We start from the raw sequence: 15,192 nt of genomic DNA on the forward strand, positions 1-15,192 counted from the left end.
TCGGCAGGGGCTGAAGTCAGCCAGAAATACACAACTACTTCAGACCATCCCTAGCCAACGTATCGGCGGCGATCAATGCCAGCAACGGCAGCACGCCGACCTTCAGCCCCAGTTCCCATGATCCAAGGAACCCAATCAGTACCGCTCCTACAACAACGATGGCAGCAATGCAGTGAGCGCAGAAGCGCCACAACTCGAGTGCAACGACCTGAGCATTCTGGTTGTTGATCATAGTGAGCCCCTCTTTCTTGTTGTAATCGCTTTGTACACCCTGAGCGTAGTCAGCCTGCGCGCACGCGCAAACACATTTTTGTTTCAGGGATATGTCTATCTCGCAGGTTTCAGGGCTTTCTGCAGTGGTCGAGGGCAGCGTTCATAGGGGATCAGCCGTAGCAAGATTGGCGGACGGACGGATTTTCGATCGACTGGGCAGAGTGCCGTTGCGTGACGAATGGCACCCAACCTGGCCCTCAACCCGGCAAACCAGCCGCTCCGTCGCGGTCAATCTTGTCCAATGCGCACTGCAAAATCTCGATCGTGCGGTCCAGGTTTTTCAGCTTCTCCAATCCGAAAAGGCCGATACGGAAGGTCTGGAAATCAGCTGGTTCATCGCATTGCAGCGGCACGCCTGCCGCGATCTGCAAACCTTGCGCTGCGAATTTCCTGCCGTTCTTGATTTCGTTGTCGCGGGTGTAACACACCACCACACCCGGCGCTTCGAAGCCGGCGGCCGCGACGCTCTTGAACCCTTTTTCGGCCAGTAATGTCCGGACCCGACTGCCCAACTCCGTCTGCTGTGCGCGAACGGCCTCGAAGCCTAGGGCCTTCGTTTCCAACATGACGTCGCGAAAACGCGCCAAGGCGTCGCTCGGCATGGTCGCGTGATAGGCGTGTCCGCCCTGCTCGTACGCCTGCATGATTTGCAACCACTTCTTCAGGTCACAGGCAAAGCTGCTGCTCTGTGTTGCCTCGACGCGGGCCTGGGCTGCTTGGCTGAGCATCACCAGAGCGCAGCAAGGCGACGCGCTCCAACCCTTTTGCGGAGCGCTGATCAGCACATCGATGCCGCACGCCTGCATGTCCACCCACAGCGCGCCGGAAGCGATGCAATCCAGAACGAACAGACCGCCAACCGCATGCACGGCGTCCCCTACAGCGCGTAAATAATCATCGGGAAGGATCATCCCGGACGACGTCTCGACATGCGGCGCAAACACCAGGTCCGGCTTCTGTGCAGCAATGGTTGCGATGACTTCATCGATGGGCGGTGGGGCAAACGCCGCCTGAGGCTTTTGATTTTCAGGTCGCGCCTTGAGCACAGTGGAATGCGCCGGGATTGCGCCCATTTCGAAAATCTGCGTCCAGCGATAGCTGAACCAGCCATTGCGGATCACCAGACACTTGCGGTCATGGGCCAGTTGACGCGCAACCGCTTCCATACCGAAGGTGCCGCTGCCCGGCACCACGACGACGGCATGGGCGTTGTAGACGGTCTTGAGCGTGGCGGAAATATCGTTCATCACGGCCTGAAACGACCGGGACATATGGTTGAGCGATCGATCGGTGTACACCACCGAATACTCGATCAGTCCATCGGGATCGACACTGGGAAAAAGGTCCGACATGGATAACTCCGCAGGCAAGAGAGCTAGCACTTGACCCTGCCCGAAGCTGATTCGCTTTACAAGGTTTATGCAGCGTCCTTCAGCAATCGGTGTCGCCGCCGCGCTACAGCCCGGTCGATTTCCTTCCGTTTATCCAATGCCATTGAAATAGTCCGGTGCTTATTCGTACCCCGGCTACTCCTCCCGCTAAGTTCAATTTTCAGATGACCGTTTATCGGATTTATATATAGCGAAAGTTGCGGACGGCTTAACGGTGAGTTCAAAAAAATGGCGGCACGATAGTTCAGGTCGCTATTGCTATCAGGGCTTCGAGCAATCACGCGTCAGTGCTAGCGCGACCACGTAATATCAAACTAATATCAATCACATGGATAGACGATTTATTGGCGCCCATATTCAGTCGGAATATATTTTCTTAATCCTAAAAACAAATTATAAATGCGCCCCAAGACGCGAAGCCGGCCTAGCCGTCAATCGTTCGTCTCGCAAATCGGTTTCGCTCTTTCGCTCTGTAGTTGTGCGCTTAACCAGCGTCGCTTGTTGATCAACCTGCCGCTCATTCCGGCGCGCTGTGGTGCGCAGTTGGGATGTGTGTAGTTACGGTGAGATAAATGCCTGTCATCACGTTTCCGAGGGTCCGCAAGACTCTCATTTCCACGATCGCCTTAACCGCACTGTTGGGCTTTCTTCCGGCCGTCTGCGACGTCTATGCAGCGTCTGCCGCCACCGCAACCGTATCGGGTATCTCCTATTCGGCACTGATCAATAAGTTCACCAACACACAATGGCAGAACGGTTCGTGGCGAAAATCCGCAGGAGTTTCTATCCGTGCCACAGAAGCGAACAAGGCGGCGTTCAAGGTCGGCGGTTACGCTAAAACTTCAGATGGTCAGGTACGCAAGATAACCTCGGTGAAGGTAGTTGGCGCCGACCTGAGCGTGTTCATGGAAGGTCCGGCCCTCAACGGTACGGCCATCGGTTATCCCAACAAGCTCAGCGTGGGCAGCGCAGCCAGTGCCACACCGGTTCCGACGGCGACGACCAGCGCACCTGCGCCGAGTGCTCCGGTCACATCGAGCTATGCCGCGCTAATCAACAAGTTCACCAATAACGACTGGCAGAACGGCTCTTGGCGCAAATCTGCCGGGGTCTCCGTTGCGGCAACACCGGCGAACCTCGCCGCGTTCGTGACAGGTGCGTCTGTACGCACGGCTGATGGTCAGGTGCGCACCGTCACTTCGGTGAAACTGGCAAGCGGCGCGCTGAGCGTGTTCATGAATGGTCCGGTTCTAGACGGTTCCGTTATCGGCTATCCGAAAAAGCTCAGCCTGGTGCCAGCCCAAACACAGCTGACCGACACTGCGGCAGCCGCCGAACAATCGACACTGGACGTGTCGGCACCACCGGTACAACTCGTTGGTGTCGCCCTTTCCGGCGCGGCCTTCGGACCGTCAGTTTTACCCGGCAAGCACGGCACCAATTACATCTATCCGGCCGAGTCCTATTACAAGAAATACGCCGAGCAAGGGCTGAAGCTGGTTCGCCTGCCATTCCTCTGGGAACGCATACAGCCACAGCTGGACACGGAACTCGACGCTGCGCAGTTGAAGCTGCTTACGCAGTCCCTCGATTTCGCTCAGAAGCATGGCGTCAAGGTCGTCCTCGACATGCACAACTACTACCGCTACTACAAGCAGCCGATCGGCTCGGAAACCGTGCCAATCAAGTCGTTTGCAGACACTTGGAAGCGCATCGCGCAGAAGATCGGCAATCATCCGGCCCTCAGTGGCTATGGCTTGATGAACGAGCCGAACACCAAGGGCCTTTGGCCTGAAGCGGCGTTGGCTGCAGCCAAGGCGATTCGCCAGGTGGACAAGACCAACTGGATCTATGTCGCTGGCGACCGGTTCTCCAGCGCCTGGCACTGGCCTCAGTCCAACACCCAACTTATCGCTGACCCCTGGATGCGCGATCCTGCGAACAACCTTATCTTCGAAGCCCATATGTACCTCGATCGCGACACGTCCGGCATGTACAAGGACAAGACCGAAACCTTCGCGCCGGACCTGGGTATCGCTCGCGCCAAGCCTTTCGTCGATTGGCTGCGGTCAAACAAGCTGCGCGGTTTCATTGGTGAAATAGGCGTACCGAACTATGCGCCCGACGCAATCGTGGCGATGGATAACCTGCTCGGTTATCTGCGTGACAACTGCGTTCCGCTCACCTACTGGGCCGGCGGCCCTTGGTGGGGTAACTACATCCTCGCCCTGGACGTATCGGGCGGTGCGGAGCAGCCACAGCTTCCGGTTCTGAGGAAACACGCCGCTACACCGAATAGTTGCGCGGCCATAGGCGAACCGATGTAAGCCATTCCCCAACAACGCTTAAGGCCTGACACGTACTGCGTGCCAGGCCTTTTTTTCGTCTTTAATTTCCCTCTATGTATAGAGGGATACCTTGGCCTGCTCCGTGCCCCCGCTCGAAAGCAAGCGGAACCAATCAACGGTGAGCGGGACGAACCCTTTGTGTCTGAATCCAGGTACCTGAACGGCCGGCATGACGTTGCGCCGAAACGCTCCGAGGACGGAAATGAAGGAAGGAATCTTGCTGGCCTTCGCCGGCCTGCTGGTTGTATTGACCTGTTTGCCGCTCTGGAAAAATCCGGCCTGGTGGGTACGCGGGCTGGATTTCCCTCGGTTGCAGCTGTGCGTATTGGCGTTCGCGCTGCTGTTGGCCCAGGCGCTGCTGCTGTCCTATTCCGAACCCCTGCAGATATTGATCTCTGCCCTTTCGATTAGCTGTCTGGCGTACCAGGCTTGGTGGATCCTTCCCTATACAAGGCTGTGGCAGCGTGAAGTGAAATCCGCCGATACGAGCCAGGACAAACCTCGTATTCGCGTCATGGCTGCCAACGTCCTGACCCCGAACCGACAGGCTGACAAGCTCAAGGCGCTGGTGCGTGAGCACCGCCCCGATGTACTGGTCACACTCGAAACCGACCACTGGTGGGAGACGCAGCTGGAAGAGCTGACCGATCAATACCCGTACAGCATCCGTTGCCCGCTCGACAATCTTTATGGCATGCACGTCTGGTCGCGGCTTCCGCTGGAAAATGCCGAAACCTGCTTTCTGGTCGAAGACGACGTGCCGTCGATGCATGCAAAGGTCCGACTGAACGACCAACTGGCGATCCGTATGCATTTCCTTCATCCAGCCCCGCCCAGCCCCACCGAAAACGACGAATCGACCGAGCGCGACGTCGAACTGCTGGTGGTTGCGAAGAGCGTTCAGGATGACAAGGACACTATTCCGATCATCGTCACGGGCGACCTCAACGATGTCGCATGGTCAGCCAATACGCGGCTGTTTCGCAAAATCAGCGGACTGCTCGATCCGCGCGTAGGGCGCTGCATGGTCAACAGCTTTCATGCCCAGCACTGGTTTTTACGCTGGCCGCTGGATCACCTGTTTCATAGCCACCATTTCCGGCTGGTACGCATTCAGCGGTTGGCAAAGTTCGGCTCTGACCATTTCCCCGTACTGGTCGAACTGCAGTACGACCCCGCTCCCGAACAGCAGAGTTTGCAAGGCGATGCAGAGGATGAACATGAGGCTGCGCAGAAGCTCGGCGAGGAAGGCGTCAGCGAATCCGAGGTGCCTGAGCCGGACAAGCACTGAAGCCGAATCTCGTCTATCGGCTTACCGCATCAACTGCAAACACGGATGCGGTGGCCGTCCGGATCCAGCGCAACGAAGGTCAGGCCGAAAACATCTTCCCAGGGCTCCTGCTCGATTGTCACGCCAGCACCATTCCAGTCTCGAAACAGCGCTTCGACAGTCGCCTGATCACCGACGCTGAAGGCTATTTCGCTGCGGTTGCCGAATTCCGGCGGCGGCGGGCTGACCCGCGCCGCCGACCACAAACCGAGCGTGAGTCCGTTTTCCAGCTCGAACGCGACGTAGGTCGGAAAGCTGGCGTCGAGCTCGCGATCGAGCAGCTTGCGGTAGAAACGGCTACTTGCTACTGGGTCGCGAACATAGAGCACAACGAGATTGGGACTGGGCATCATCGCGTTCCTTGGTTACGCCGGTTGCATGTCGAAACCGACACCGAATCGATTCCATGCATTGATGGAAGAGATCGCCAGGGTCAGATTGACGCGCTCAGGCTCGCTGAATTGTTCGCAGAGTTGCTCGTATTCAGCGTTATTCGGGTGACCGCCGGACAGCTTCGTAAGGCTTTCGGTCCATGCCAGGGCAGCGCGCTCGCGTTGGGTGAAATACGTGGTGTCGCGCCAGACGCACAACGTCTGCAGGCGTTGTTCGCTTTCACCACCCTGTCGGGCATCGTTGGCGTGCATGTTTACGCAGAAGGCACAGCCGTTGAGCTGCGAGGCGCGCAGGCGAACCAGTTCGAGCAACGGCTTTTCCAGGCCGGAGGCCTCCAGCATGTTTTCCAGGCCAAGCATGGCGTTGTAAGCCTCAGGTGAAGTCTTGAACCAGTTGAGTCGCATGATCGTTTCTCCGTTGCGGCTCGCCCGTTGCGAACCATGGGTGCAGACTAGGCGCGCAATCGGTCCTCTTGAAGAGCCAATTATTCGAAAAATATGGAGGCCAATTCACTTATGGATCTGCATCTCGTCCTGGATCCACAACAGCCGTTGGTAGCACAGCTGTATCGCCAGCTACGCGAAGCGGTTCTAGGCGGACGCCTGGCCGGTGGCGAGCGGCTGCCGTCCACGCGCCATCTTGCGGACACGCTGCAGGTGTCGCGCAAGACGATCAACGAAGCTTACGAACAGCTGCTGGCGGAAGGTTTTCTCGAGAGTCGCGTCGGCAGCGGGACCTTTGTCAGCCATAACGTCCAGCGCGCCGCGCCGCGTCCACCAATGGAGGCCGCACTGTTGCAGCCCAGCCCAAGGTGGCAGGGCTTGCCCCTGCAGATGCTGGACCTGCCAGCACCGACCTGGCGCTATAACTTCAACGGCGGCACCGTGGACATGCGCCTGTTTCCAGTCGACAGCTGGCGCAGCTGCTTGCAGCATGCATTGCGCCAGCAAACGCGCAGTTCAGGCTTCTATCACGACACCGGAGGCTATCCACCGCTGCGCCAGGCTATCTCGCGCTATCTGGCGGTCAGCCGCGCAGTCAGCTGTGCCTGGGAAGACCTGCTGATCACCCAGGGCGCACAGCAGGCGCTGAACCTGCTGGCGCAGGTGATGCTGGAACCGGGCAGCCGCGTGGCCATGGAAGAGCCGGGCTATATGCCGGCGCGCCAATGCTTTCTCAATGCCGGTGCCGAGGTCATTGGCGTGCCGGTCGATGCCGAAGGCCTGCGCGTCGATCTTCTGCCGGAAGATATTCGCCTGATCTACGTGACACCTTCGCACCAGTTTCCGCTGGGTATGCCGCTCAGTCTCAATCGCCGTCTGCAATTGCTGAACTGGGCACGCCAGCGCAACGTGCTGATCATCGAGGACGATTACGACGGCGAGTACCGTTTCGAAGGCCGCCCGCTTGAGTCGCTGCAAAACCTCGACCGCCACGGTTTGGTGGCCTATCTCGGGACGTTCTCCAAAACGCTGTATCCCGCGCTGCGCCTGGGCTATCTACTGATGCCGCCCGGCCTACGCGGCGCGTTGCTACAGGCCAAGCAGCTGTTCGACTGGCACAGCGACAGCCTGCAGCAAACGGCCCTTGCGCAATTCATGATCAGCGGTGAATTCAGCCGCCACACCCGTCGTATGCAACGCGAATATGCACAGCGCCGAACACGCCTGTTGCAGCGCCTGCATGGGGATCACGGGAACAGAGCCGCTTGCTAGCGAGTCTTCCGCAGAGACCGCGTTCTCCGTATGCACGTCGCGCTGCCTGGATTGCAAAGGGTCGCGCGTTCCACGGGTCATGGTTGAAGGGCAATCGCGAGTGGCTGATCCGCTGGAAACTGGATCACACCGAAAGGCTACGGTGCCCGGTTGACCGTCCGTTACCCAGTCGAGGGTCTACGCTCATCTCAGGCAATGCGACATGAAGTGCCCGATGCCGCGCTCGAAAGCGGTGCTGGTCTCGCAACGACTTCGCTGCTGTTTCACCCGTGATGCAGCTGCCAGATCCCGCCGCATTGCACGAAAGAGGACAGGCAAAATGACGACCACCACGCTCGGCATCAAGCTCGATGAGGCAACCTGCAATCGAATCGAGACAGTTGCTCGACGGATCGATCGCACACCGCAGTGGCTGATCAAGCAGGCGACGCTGCACTACCTCGAACAGCTCGAAAGCGGCACGGAACCCGTCAGCACGTCAATCATCGAGGACCCCGAAGACGATCTGGCGATGACCGTCGACTCGCGTAATCAACCTTTCCTCGAATTTGCCGAGTGCATCCTGCCGCAATCGGTGTTACGCGCCGCCATTACCGCCGCCTATCGCCGTCCCGAGCCGGAGGCGCTGCCGGTACTGCTGGAGCAGGCGCGGCTTTCACCGGAAAAGGCCGAAGCCACACACACGCTGGCCCTGGGAATCGCTGAAAAGCTGCGCAACCAGAAAAGCGCCGGCGGTCGTCAGGGGTTGGTGCAGGGCCTCCTGCAGGAATTCTCGTTGTCGTCCCAAGAAGGCGTGGCGCTGATGTGCCTGGCCGAAGCCCTGCTGCGCGTGCCGGACAAGGGCACCCGCGATGCGCTGATCCGCGACAAGATCAGCACCGGCAACTGGCAGCCGCACCTGGGCAACAGCCAGTCGGTGTTCGTCAACGCCGCCACTTGGGGCCTGATGCTGACCGGCCGTTTGGTGGCTACGCACAACGAGCAGGGCCTCTCCTCTTCACTCAACCGGCTGATCGGCAAAGGTGGCGAACCCCTGATCCGCAAGGGCGTGGACATGGCCATGCGGCTGATGGGCGAGCAGTTCGTTACCGGCGAAACCATCAGCGAAGCCCTGGCCAACGCGCAGACCATGGAAGCCAAGGGCTTTCGCTATTCCTACGACATGCTCGGCGAAGCGGCGTTGACCGCTGGCGATGCACGACGCTATCTCGCGTCATACGAGCAGGCGATTCACTCGATCGGCATGGCCTCGCGCGGCCGCGGCATTTACGAGGGGCCGGGCATTTCGATCAAGCTCTCAGCGCTGCACCCGCGCTACAGCCGTGCGCAGTACGACCGGGTAATGGATGAGCTCTACCCAACCCTGCTGTCACTCACCCAGTTGGCCAAGCGCTACGACATCGGTATCAACATCGACGCCGAGGAAGCAGACCGCCTCGAATTGTCCCTGGAATTGCTCGAACGCCTGTGCCTTGATCCGTCCTTGAGCGGCTGGAACGGCATCGGCTTCGTCATCCAGGCGTACCAGAAACGCTGCTCCTATGTAGTGGACTTTCTGATCGACCTGGCCAAGCGCAGCCGCCACCGCCTGATGATCCGCCTGGTGAAAGGTGCTTACTGGGACAGCGAGATCAAGCTGGCGCAAATCAACGGGCTGGAGGATTACCCGGTCTTTACCCGCAAGGCGTACACCGATGTCTCGTTCATCGCCTGTGCGCGAAAATTGCTCGCCGCACCTGAAGCGATCTACCCGCAGTTCGCCACTCATAACGCCCACACGCTGGCGGCGGTTTATCACCTCGCCGGGCAGAATTATTATCCCGGCCAGTATGAATTCCAGTGTTTGCATGGCATGGGCGAGCCGCTTTACGAGCAGGTCGTCGGCAATGATCGCCTCAACCGGCCCTGCCGCATTTATGCGCCGGTGGGTAGCCACGAAACCCTGCTAGCCTATCTGGTGCGCCGCCTGCTGGAAAACGGAGCCAATACTTCTTTCGTCAACCGTATCGCCGACAAAAGCATTTCGCTGGAAGAATTGGTGGCCGACCCGGTGGTCACCGTTGAAAAAATGCTGGCCGAAGAAGGCACGCTCGGCCTGCCACATCCGCGCATTCCATTGCCACGCCATCTCTACGGCGAGGTCCGGCTCAATTCCTGCGGCATCGACCTGTCCAATGAGCACCGCCTGGCTTCCCTGTCGTCCGCCCTTCTCGCCAGCTCGCGCCAGGTTTACAGCGCGACTCCGCTGCTCGGCTGCGACAGCGCATCGACGATGCAGACCGAGCCGCTGCTGAACCCGGCCGACCATCACGACGTGGTGGGCCAGATACAAGAAGCCAATGAAGAGGATGTCGACAACGCCTTGCGCTGCGCCTTGGAAGCCGCGCCGATCTGGCAAGCAACGCCGCCAGCCGAGCGCGCCGCAGCATTGGAGAAAGCGGCGGACCTGATGGAAGGCCGCATTCAGCAACTGATAGGCGTACTGGTGCGCGAGGCCGGAAAATCCTTCATCAACGCCATCGCCGAAGTCCGCGAGGCAGTGGACTTTCTGCGGTTCTACGGCGCCGAGGTGCGCAGCAATTTCGCCAATGAAACGCATCGCCCACTCGGCCCGGTGGTGTGCATCAGCCCGTGGAATTTCCCGCTGGCAATCTTCACCGGCCAGGTCTGCGCTGCGCTGGGTGCCGGCAACACCGTGTTGGCCAAGCCGGCGGAGCAGACCCCGCTGATCGCTGCGCTGGGCGTGCAAATCATGCACGAAGCCGGCATACCGCGAGGTGCTCTGCAGCTATTGCCGGGGCCTGGCGAAACCGTTGGTGCGCGCCTGGTGGCAGACGAACGCGTCCGCGGTGTGATGTTCACCGGCTCCACCGCAGTCGCCTCGATTCTGCAACGCAGCATCGCCGGGCGGCTGGATGCACGCGGTCGGAGCATCCCGCTGATTGCAGAAACTGGCGGACAGAACGCGATGATCGTCGATTCCTCGGCCTTGGCCGAGCAAGTGGTGATGGATGTAATGAATTCCGCCTTCGACAGCGCCGGTCAGCGATGCTCGGCGCTGCGCGTGCTCTGCGTGCAGGAAGACGTCGCCGAGCGGGTCATCGGCATGCTCAAGGGCGCCATGGCCGAAGCTCGCATGGGCAATCCGCAACGGCTGTCAGTGGATGTCGGCCCGGTAATCGATGCCGAGGCGCGCGACAACATCGAGCGGCATTTGCAGGCCATGCGTGACAAGGGCCGCCGGGTGCATCAAATGGCTCGGGTCGATGAGGAGGAGATCGCTCGCGGCACCTATGTGATGCCAACGCTGATCGAGCTGGAGCGCCTCGACGAGCTGCAGCAGGAAATCTTCGGTCCGGTATTGCACGTGCTGCGCTATCGCCGCGCCGAGCTGGACCAACTGCTCGATCAGATAAATGCCGCCGGTTACGGGCTTACCTTGGGCGTGCACACCCGTATCGACGAAACCATCGCCAAGGTCATCGACCGCGCCAAGGTCGGCAATCTCTACGTCAATCGCAACATTGTCGGCGCGGTGGTGGGTGTGCAGCCGTTCGGCGGTGAAGGACTTTCCGGCACGGGGCCAAAAGCCGGAGGGCCGCTGTACCTGTATCGCCTGCTCTCGGCACGACCGCATGATGCACTGCTACGCGCGCTGGATTTCGGCGGCACGCAGACGCCGCCTGAAATTCGACGCCCGGCTGAACAAACCAACGCCGCCAAAGTGTTCAGAACGTGGGCGCAGGACGATGGTCGGGCGGAAGTGGCAGCGCTATGCGACCGCTATGCCGAGCAATCTCAAAGCGGCAGTACACGGTTGCTCAGTGGTCCTACCGGCGAGCGCAACAGTTATAGCCTGTTGCCCCGCGAATACCTGTTGTGCCTGGCTGAGAACGAACATGATCTGCTTACGCAGCTTGCCGCGGTGCTGGCTGTCGGCAGCGAAGCGGTGATAGAGCAAACGCCGTTCGGCAAGGAACTGGTCGACAAGCTGCCGCAAGAGGTGCGGGCGCGAATCACCCTCGTCACGGACTGGACCCGCGACGAGGTACGTTTCGATGGGGTGCTACATCATGGCGACGCTGACCAGTTACGCGAGGTCAGCCAACAACTCTCGCGTCGCAGCGGACCCATCGTCGGCATACAGGGTTTGGCCAAAGGCGAGACAGACATACCGCTGGAACGTCTGCTGATCGAGCGGGCCCTGAGCATCAACACCGCAGCGGCCGGCGGCAACGCCAGTTTGATGACCATCGGCTGATCACAGCAGTCCGGCTAACACTCAGGTTGTCGTGCCCCATCGAGCCGGGGGCAATCGAAGTTCCCCTGGCGACTCACAACGAATAAGGCTGGTCAGGGCGTCCTTCGAATCGGAAAATCATAGCTAACTTATCCATTAAGAACAGCGGGTATCTTTCTGTTATTTATGGAATTAATACGAAAGTTATAACCGCAACTACCCATCAGAACGCGTCTTACCGCGCAATTAAAATGTCACGTTCAAGAGCCATATGAATCGAACAGACTGAGCTCAACAGATCTCTTTTACCTCATACAGTTGGCGACGCCCGTCCACCAGCACTTCCACTTCATCGCCATCGCAGCGCCCCAGTAGGGCCTGGCCCAGCGGTGAGCGTGGCGATATGACCAGCACATCCGCGCCTTCATCGATCACCCGCAACCCGGCGGCGTCCGGGCCGAGAAACACCCAGCGGGATACCCCCGCCTGCTCCAGCGAAACCAGCGCACCAACCTTGATCACTCCGTCGAGCTGAGCGCGCACCGGCAGGTTGCGATAGAGGCTCAGCGCCGCCTCGATCTCATGCACACGGCGGCGTTGGCCGTCGGCCAGGTAGGCAGCTTCCAGACCGCGGGTGTCGTATTTGTTCTCAGCCTTGCTCTCGGCATGGGTCGCTGCTTCGTGAGAAGCCTTGAGGGCGTCTTGGGCGATGACAAGGTCCGCTTGCAGCTTTTCAAGGATCAGGGTCTGGATGCGAGTCTTGTTCATGCGGGCTCGGATAAAGGCGGTATATACCTAGTGGCCTGTGTGGCTAGCTCAATTAGTCAATTTCGGCGCCTGAGGCCCCGATACGGCGTTGCTGCTCCTCGCCATAGCCAGCTATGACTCGTCGCAGCGCCTTGTCTCGGAATCTCAGTCATCCGAACTTGAGTTAACCAACTAGCCGTACAGGCCACTAGCATCGCATTGGTGCGAACCGAGAGCCACGCCGTCTTGCCGCTCCGGCATGACATCTCTCCGGTAGCCGTGCCGGTGGGCGACATCCTAGCCAGTGGTCGGCTGATCAATGAACTGAGGGCTAGAACGGGCTGTCCAGAGCTGAAGCGTCTGGATCAGCCAAATCGCCCGCCGATATTCGCCTTCGAGCAATATTTTTTAAAAAAACCGGAAATTTGCCGCAGGCGATAAAGCAAGACGCTGCTTATACTGACCCCCCTATTCCAATCTGGAGCCACCCCCGTGAATAAAGCCGAGTTGATTGAAGCGATCGCCACCTCCGCCGACGTCCCAAAGAGCACCGCTATTCGCGTACTGGATGCTTTCACCGAAAGCGTTACCAACACATTGCAGAACGGTGACAGCGTGACGCTGGTCGGCTTCGGCACCTTTGCCGTCAAAGAGCGCGCCGCTCGCGATGGTCGCAACCCGCAAACAGGGGCGACTATCAAAATCTCCGCGGCCAAGCTGCCAGGCTTCAAGCCAGGCAAGTCTCTGAAAGACGCAGTGAACTAAGCACCTGCATCTCGTATACCGGGCCGCTGACGTCCAGCCGGACGCAGCGCCTGTTCAACACGCCCCGCTCCGCCCTTCTTTGTCTGCCCCTCGCAAGATCGCTCCTCCTGAGCACCTGTAGCCTTTGATTCTGATCAACCGCCGCCCCTGAATCTCATTGCCTGCGCCGTTGCGGGAGGCTTGCGCTGTGCCCCCAGACAAGTAGGGTGGGCTTCAGCCCACCGCTTGCTCTGGCACCGCCCTCATGCACGCCTCGCCTGGCCTGTGCCACTGGCGCCGATGCCCTGGTGGGCTGAAGCCCACCCTACAAAACTGAATCTCAGTGCCCGCGCCTTTGCCGCTGTGCCGCCAGACAGGTAGGGTGAGCTTCAGCCCACCGCCCACCCTGCCCGGACGGCTGGATCACTTATCCCGATCGATGGCAAAACCCGACCAGGCCTGACGCGACGGCATGATTTCGAGTCGATTGATGTTGATATGCGCCGGCAGCGTGGCGACATAGAAGATCTGCTCGGCGATATCCTCAGCGCTCAGCGGCGTGGTGGTGCCATAGAGCGCATCGGATGCCGCCTGGTTGCCCTTGGTGCGGACCAGGGTGAATTCGGTCTCGGCCATGCCAGGGGCAATGTCGGTGACCCGCACGCCAGTGGCGATCAGGTCGCAACGCAAGTTGTAACTGAACTGCTGAACGAAGGCCTTGCTGGCGCCGTACACGTGGCTACCCGGGTATGGCCACTGACCGGCGACCGAGCCGATGTTGACGATGCTGGCGCCCTTGCCGGTTTCGATCAGCGTTGGCAGCAGCGCGTGGGTGACGTTGACCAGACCGGTGATATTGGTGTCGATCATGGTGTGCCAGTCGTTCAAATCGGTCTTTTGCGCCGGCTCCGGAGCCAGTGCCAGACCGGCGTTGTTGACCAGACAGGTCACAGCACGGAAGCCTTCGGGCAGCTGGGCGACCACCTCGCTCACCGCTTCGGCCTTGCGCACGTCGAGCGTGGCGACATGCACCGGCACCTTGGCGCCAAGCTCCTCTTTCAACGCATCCAGGCGCTCGGAGCGGCGCCCGGTGAGTACCAGGGACCAGCCCGCTTCGGCAAAACGACGCGCAGTGGCGCGCCCGAACCCGGAAGTAGCACCGGTGATGAAAACGATCTTACTGTTCATGCTTTTCCTCGTTCGATTGGCGATGCTCGTAGAAGCATCGCGGTGGTATCGGTTGTCTATGGTCGGTCGACAGCCGGAAAATTTCGAGCAGTTTTCCAGCTGTGCGGCAACCTTGCGTGGCAAAAGCCGTCAGCCGTGGATGAGCAATCCTTTGAGCCACGTAAGCTCTCGTTTCCTTCATCAAGGCAGCCGTGCATTTCTGCAGAGTGGCTATGCAGCAACTCGCATTGATATCGACAAATTTGCACTCTAGGATCAGGACAGCTTGATCAACTTATTCCTCCGATAAAAACAACTACCAGGACCCGCCATGACCCAGCCAAGCGCCATTCCAACAGTCAAACTTCTGATCGGCGGTGAGCTGGTCGAGTCCTCTACCACCGAGTGGCGGGACATCGTCAACCCGGCGACGCAGGAAGTTCTCGCGCGGGTGCCCTTCACCACCGAGGCGGAGATGAACGCTGCAGTCGCCAGCGCCAAGGAGGCCTTCAAGACCTGGCGCAAGACACCTATAGGCGCGCGCTCACGGATCTTCCTCAAGTACCAACAGCTGATCCGGGAAAACATGAAAGAGCTGGCGGCAATCCTCACTGCCGAACAGGGCAAGACACTGCCCGACGCGGAAGGCGATGTGTTCCGCGGGCTGGAAGTGGTCGAACACGCTGCCGGCATCGGCAATCTGCAGCTGGGTGAACTGGCCAACAATGTCGCCACCGGAGTCGATACCTATACCCTGCTGCAACCGCTGGGCGTCTGCGCCGGCATCACCCCGTTCAACTTCCCGGCGATGATTCCGCTGTGGATGTTCCCGATGGCCATCGCC

Annotated in this window: 12 protein-coding genes; 6 read left to right on the forward strand and 6 right to left on the reverse strand. The window is 59.6% G+C overall.

The window, feature by feature from the left end; translation table 11 throughout:
* Window positions 1-34: 34 nt before the first annotated feature.
* Window positions 35-232 (reverse strand): hypothetical protein, encoded by a 198-nt coding sequence (locus AC2LD7_RS20910; RefSeq protein ID WP_484599562.1) that lies wholly within the window; start codon window positions 230-232, stop codon window positions 35-37.
* A gap of 238 nt (window positions 233-470) precedes the next feature.
* Window positions 471-1,625, reverse strand: coding sequence for an aminotransferase class V-fold PLP-dependent enzyme (locus tag AC2LD7_RS20915; RefSeq protein WP_484599563.1), 1,155 nt, complete (start codon window positions 1,623-1,625; stop codon window positions 471-473).
* A gap of 611 nt (window positions 1,626-2,236) precedes the next feature.
* Between AC2LD7_RS20915 and AC2LD7_RS20920 the strand changes: the two genes are divergently transcribed.
* Window positions 2,237-3,991 carry a glycoside hydrolase family 5 protein gene (locus tag AC2LD7_RS20920; protein WP_484599564.1) on the forward strand — a complete coding sequence of 585 codons (1,755 nt, stop codon included), beginning with the start codon at window positions 2,237-2,239 and terminating at the stop codon, window positions 3,989-3,991.
* Window positions 3,992-4,214: 223 nt separating this feature from the next.
* Complete coding sequence (locus AC2LD7_RS20925; RefSeq protein ID WP_484599565.1) at window positions 4,215-5,303, forward strand: endonuclease/exonuclease/phosphatase family protein; 1,089 nt, start codon at window positions 4,215-4,217, stop codon at window positions 5,301-5,303.
* Window positions 5,304-5,332: 29 nt separating this feature from the next.
* On the opposite strand, the gene AC2LD7_RS20930 is transcribed toward AC2LD7_RS20925, so the two are convergent.
* Together AC2LD7_RS20930 and AC2LD7_RS20935 are read right to left on the reverse strand one after the other, a co-directional pair.
* A complete protein-coding gene (locus AC2LD7_RS20930) occupies window positions 5,333-5,692 on the reverse strand; it encodes a VOC family protein (protein WP_484599566.1) in 360 nt (119 codons plus the stop codon).
* Window positions 5,693-5,707: 15 nt separating this feature from the next.
* Window positions 5,708-6,139 carry a carboxymuconolactone decarboxylase family protein gene (locus AC2LD7_RS20935; RefSeq protein WP_484599567.1) on the reverse strand — a complete coding sequence of 144 codons (432 nt, stop codon included), beginning with the start codon at window positions 6,137-6,139 and terminating at the stop codon, window positions 5,708-5,710.
* A gap of 111 nt (window positions 6,140-6,250) precedes the next feature.
* Here AC2LD7_RS20935 and pdxR point away from each other — a divergent pair, with 111 nt between their 5' ends.
* On the forward strand, window positions 6,251-7,450 hold the full coding sequence (pdxR, locus tag AC2LD7_RS20940) for a MocR-like pyridoxine biosynthesis transcription factor PdxR (protein ID WP_484599568.1): 1,200 nt from the start codon (window positions 6,251-6,253) through the stop codon (window positions 7,448-7,450).
* A gap of 319 nt (window positions 7,451-7,769) precedes the next feature.
* Complete coding sequence (gene putA, locus AC2LD7_RS20945; protein ID WP_484599569.1) at window positions 7,770-11,711, forward strand: trifunctional transcriptional regulator/proline dehydrogenase/L-glutamate gamma-semialdehyde dehydrogenase; 3,942 nt, start codon at window positions 7,770-7,772, stop codon at window positions 11,709-11,711.
* A 270-nt stretch (window positions 11,712-11,981) separates the two neighbouring features.
* Here the strand turns inward: putA and AC2LD7_RS20950 are convergent, their stop codons facing one another.
* Complete coding sequence (locus AC2LD7_RS20950; protein WP_484599570.1) at window positions 11,982-12,458, reverse strand: GreA/GreB family elongation factor; 477 nt, start codon at window positions 12,456-12,458, stop codon at window positions 11,982-11,984.
* A gap of 471 nt (window positions 12,459-12,929) precedes the next feature.
* Here AC2LD7_RS20950 and AC2LD7_RS20955 point away from each other — a divergent pair, with 471 nt between their 5' ends.
* The gene (locus AC2LD7_RS20955) at window positions 12,930-13,202 is read left to right on the forward strand and encodes an HU family DNA-binding protein (RefSeq protein WP_255975756.1); all 273 of its coding nucleotides are present in this window, start codon (window positions 12,930-12,932) and stop codon (window positions 13,200-13,202) included.
* 402 nt (window positions 13,203-13,604) lie between these two features.
* Here the strand turns inward: AC2LD7_RS20955 and AC2LD7_RS20960 are convergent, their stop codons facing one another.
* Entirely contained in the window at window positions 13,605-14,369 is a 765-nt protein-coding gene (locus AC2LD7_RS20960; RefSeq protein WP_484599571.1) for an SDR family NAD(P)-dependent oxidoreductase, read from the reverse strand.
* 310 nt (window positions 14,370-14,679) lie between these two features.
* Here AC2LD7_RS20960 and AC2LD7_RS20965 point away from each other — a divergent pair.
* Window positions 14,680-15,192 (forward strand): aldehyde dehydrogenase family protein (locus tag AC2LD7_RS20965; RefSeq protein WP_484599572.1); only part of this gene is annotated, 513 nt, incomplete at its 3' end.

The organism is Stutzerimonas sp. (assembly GCF_982611455.1).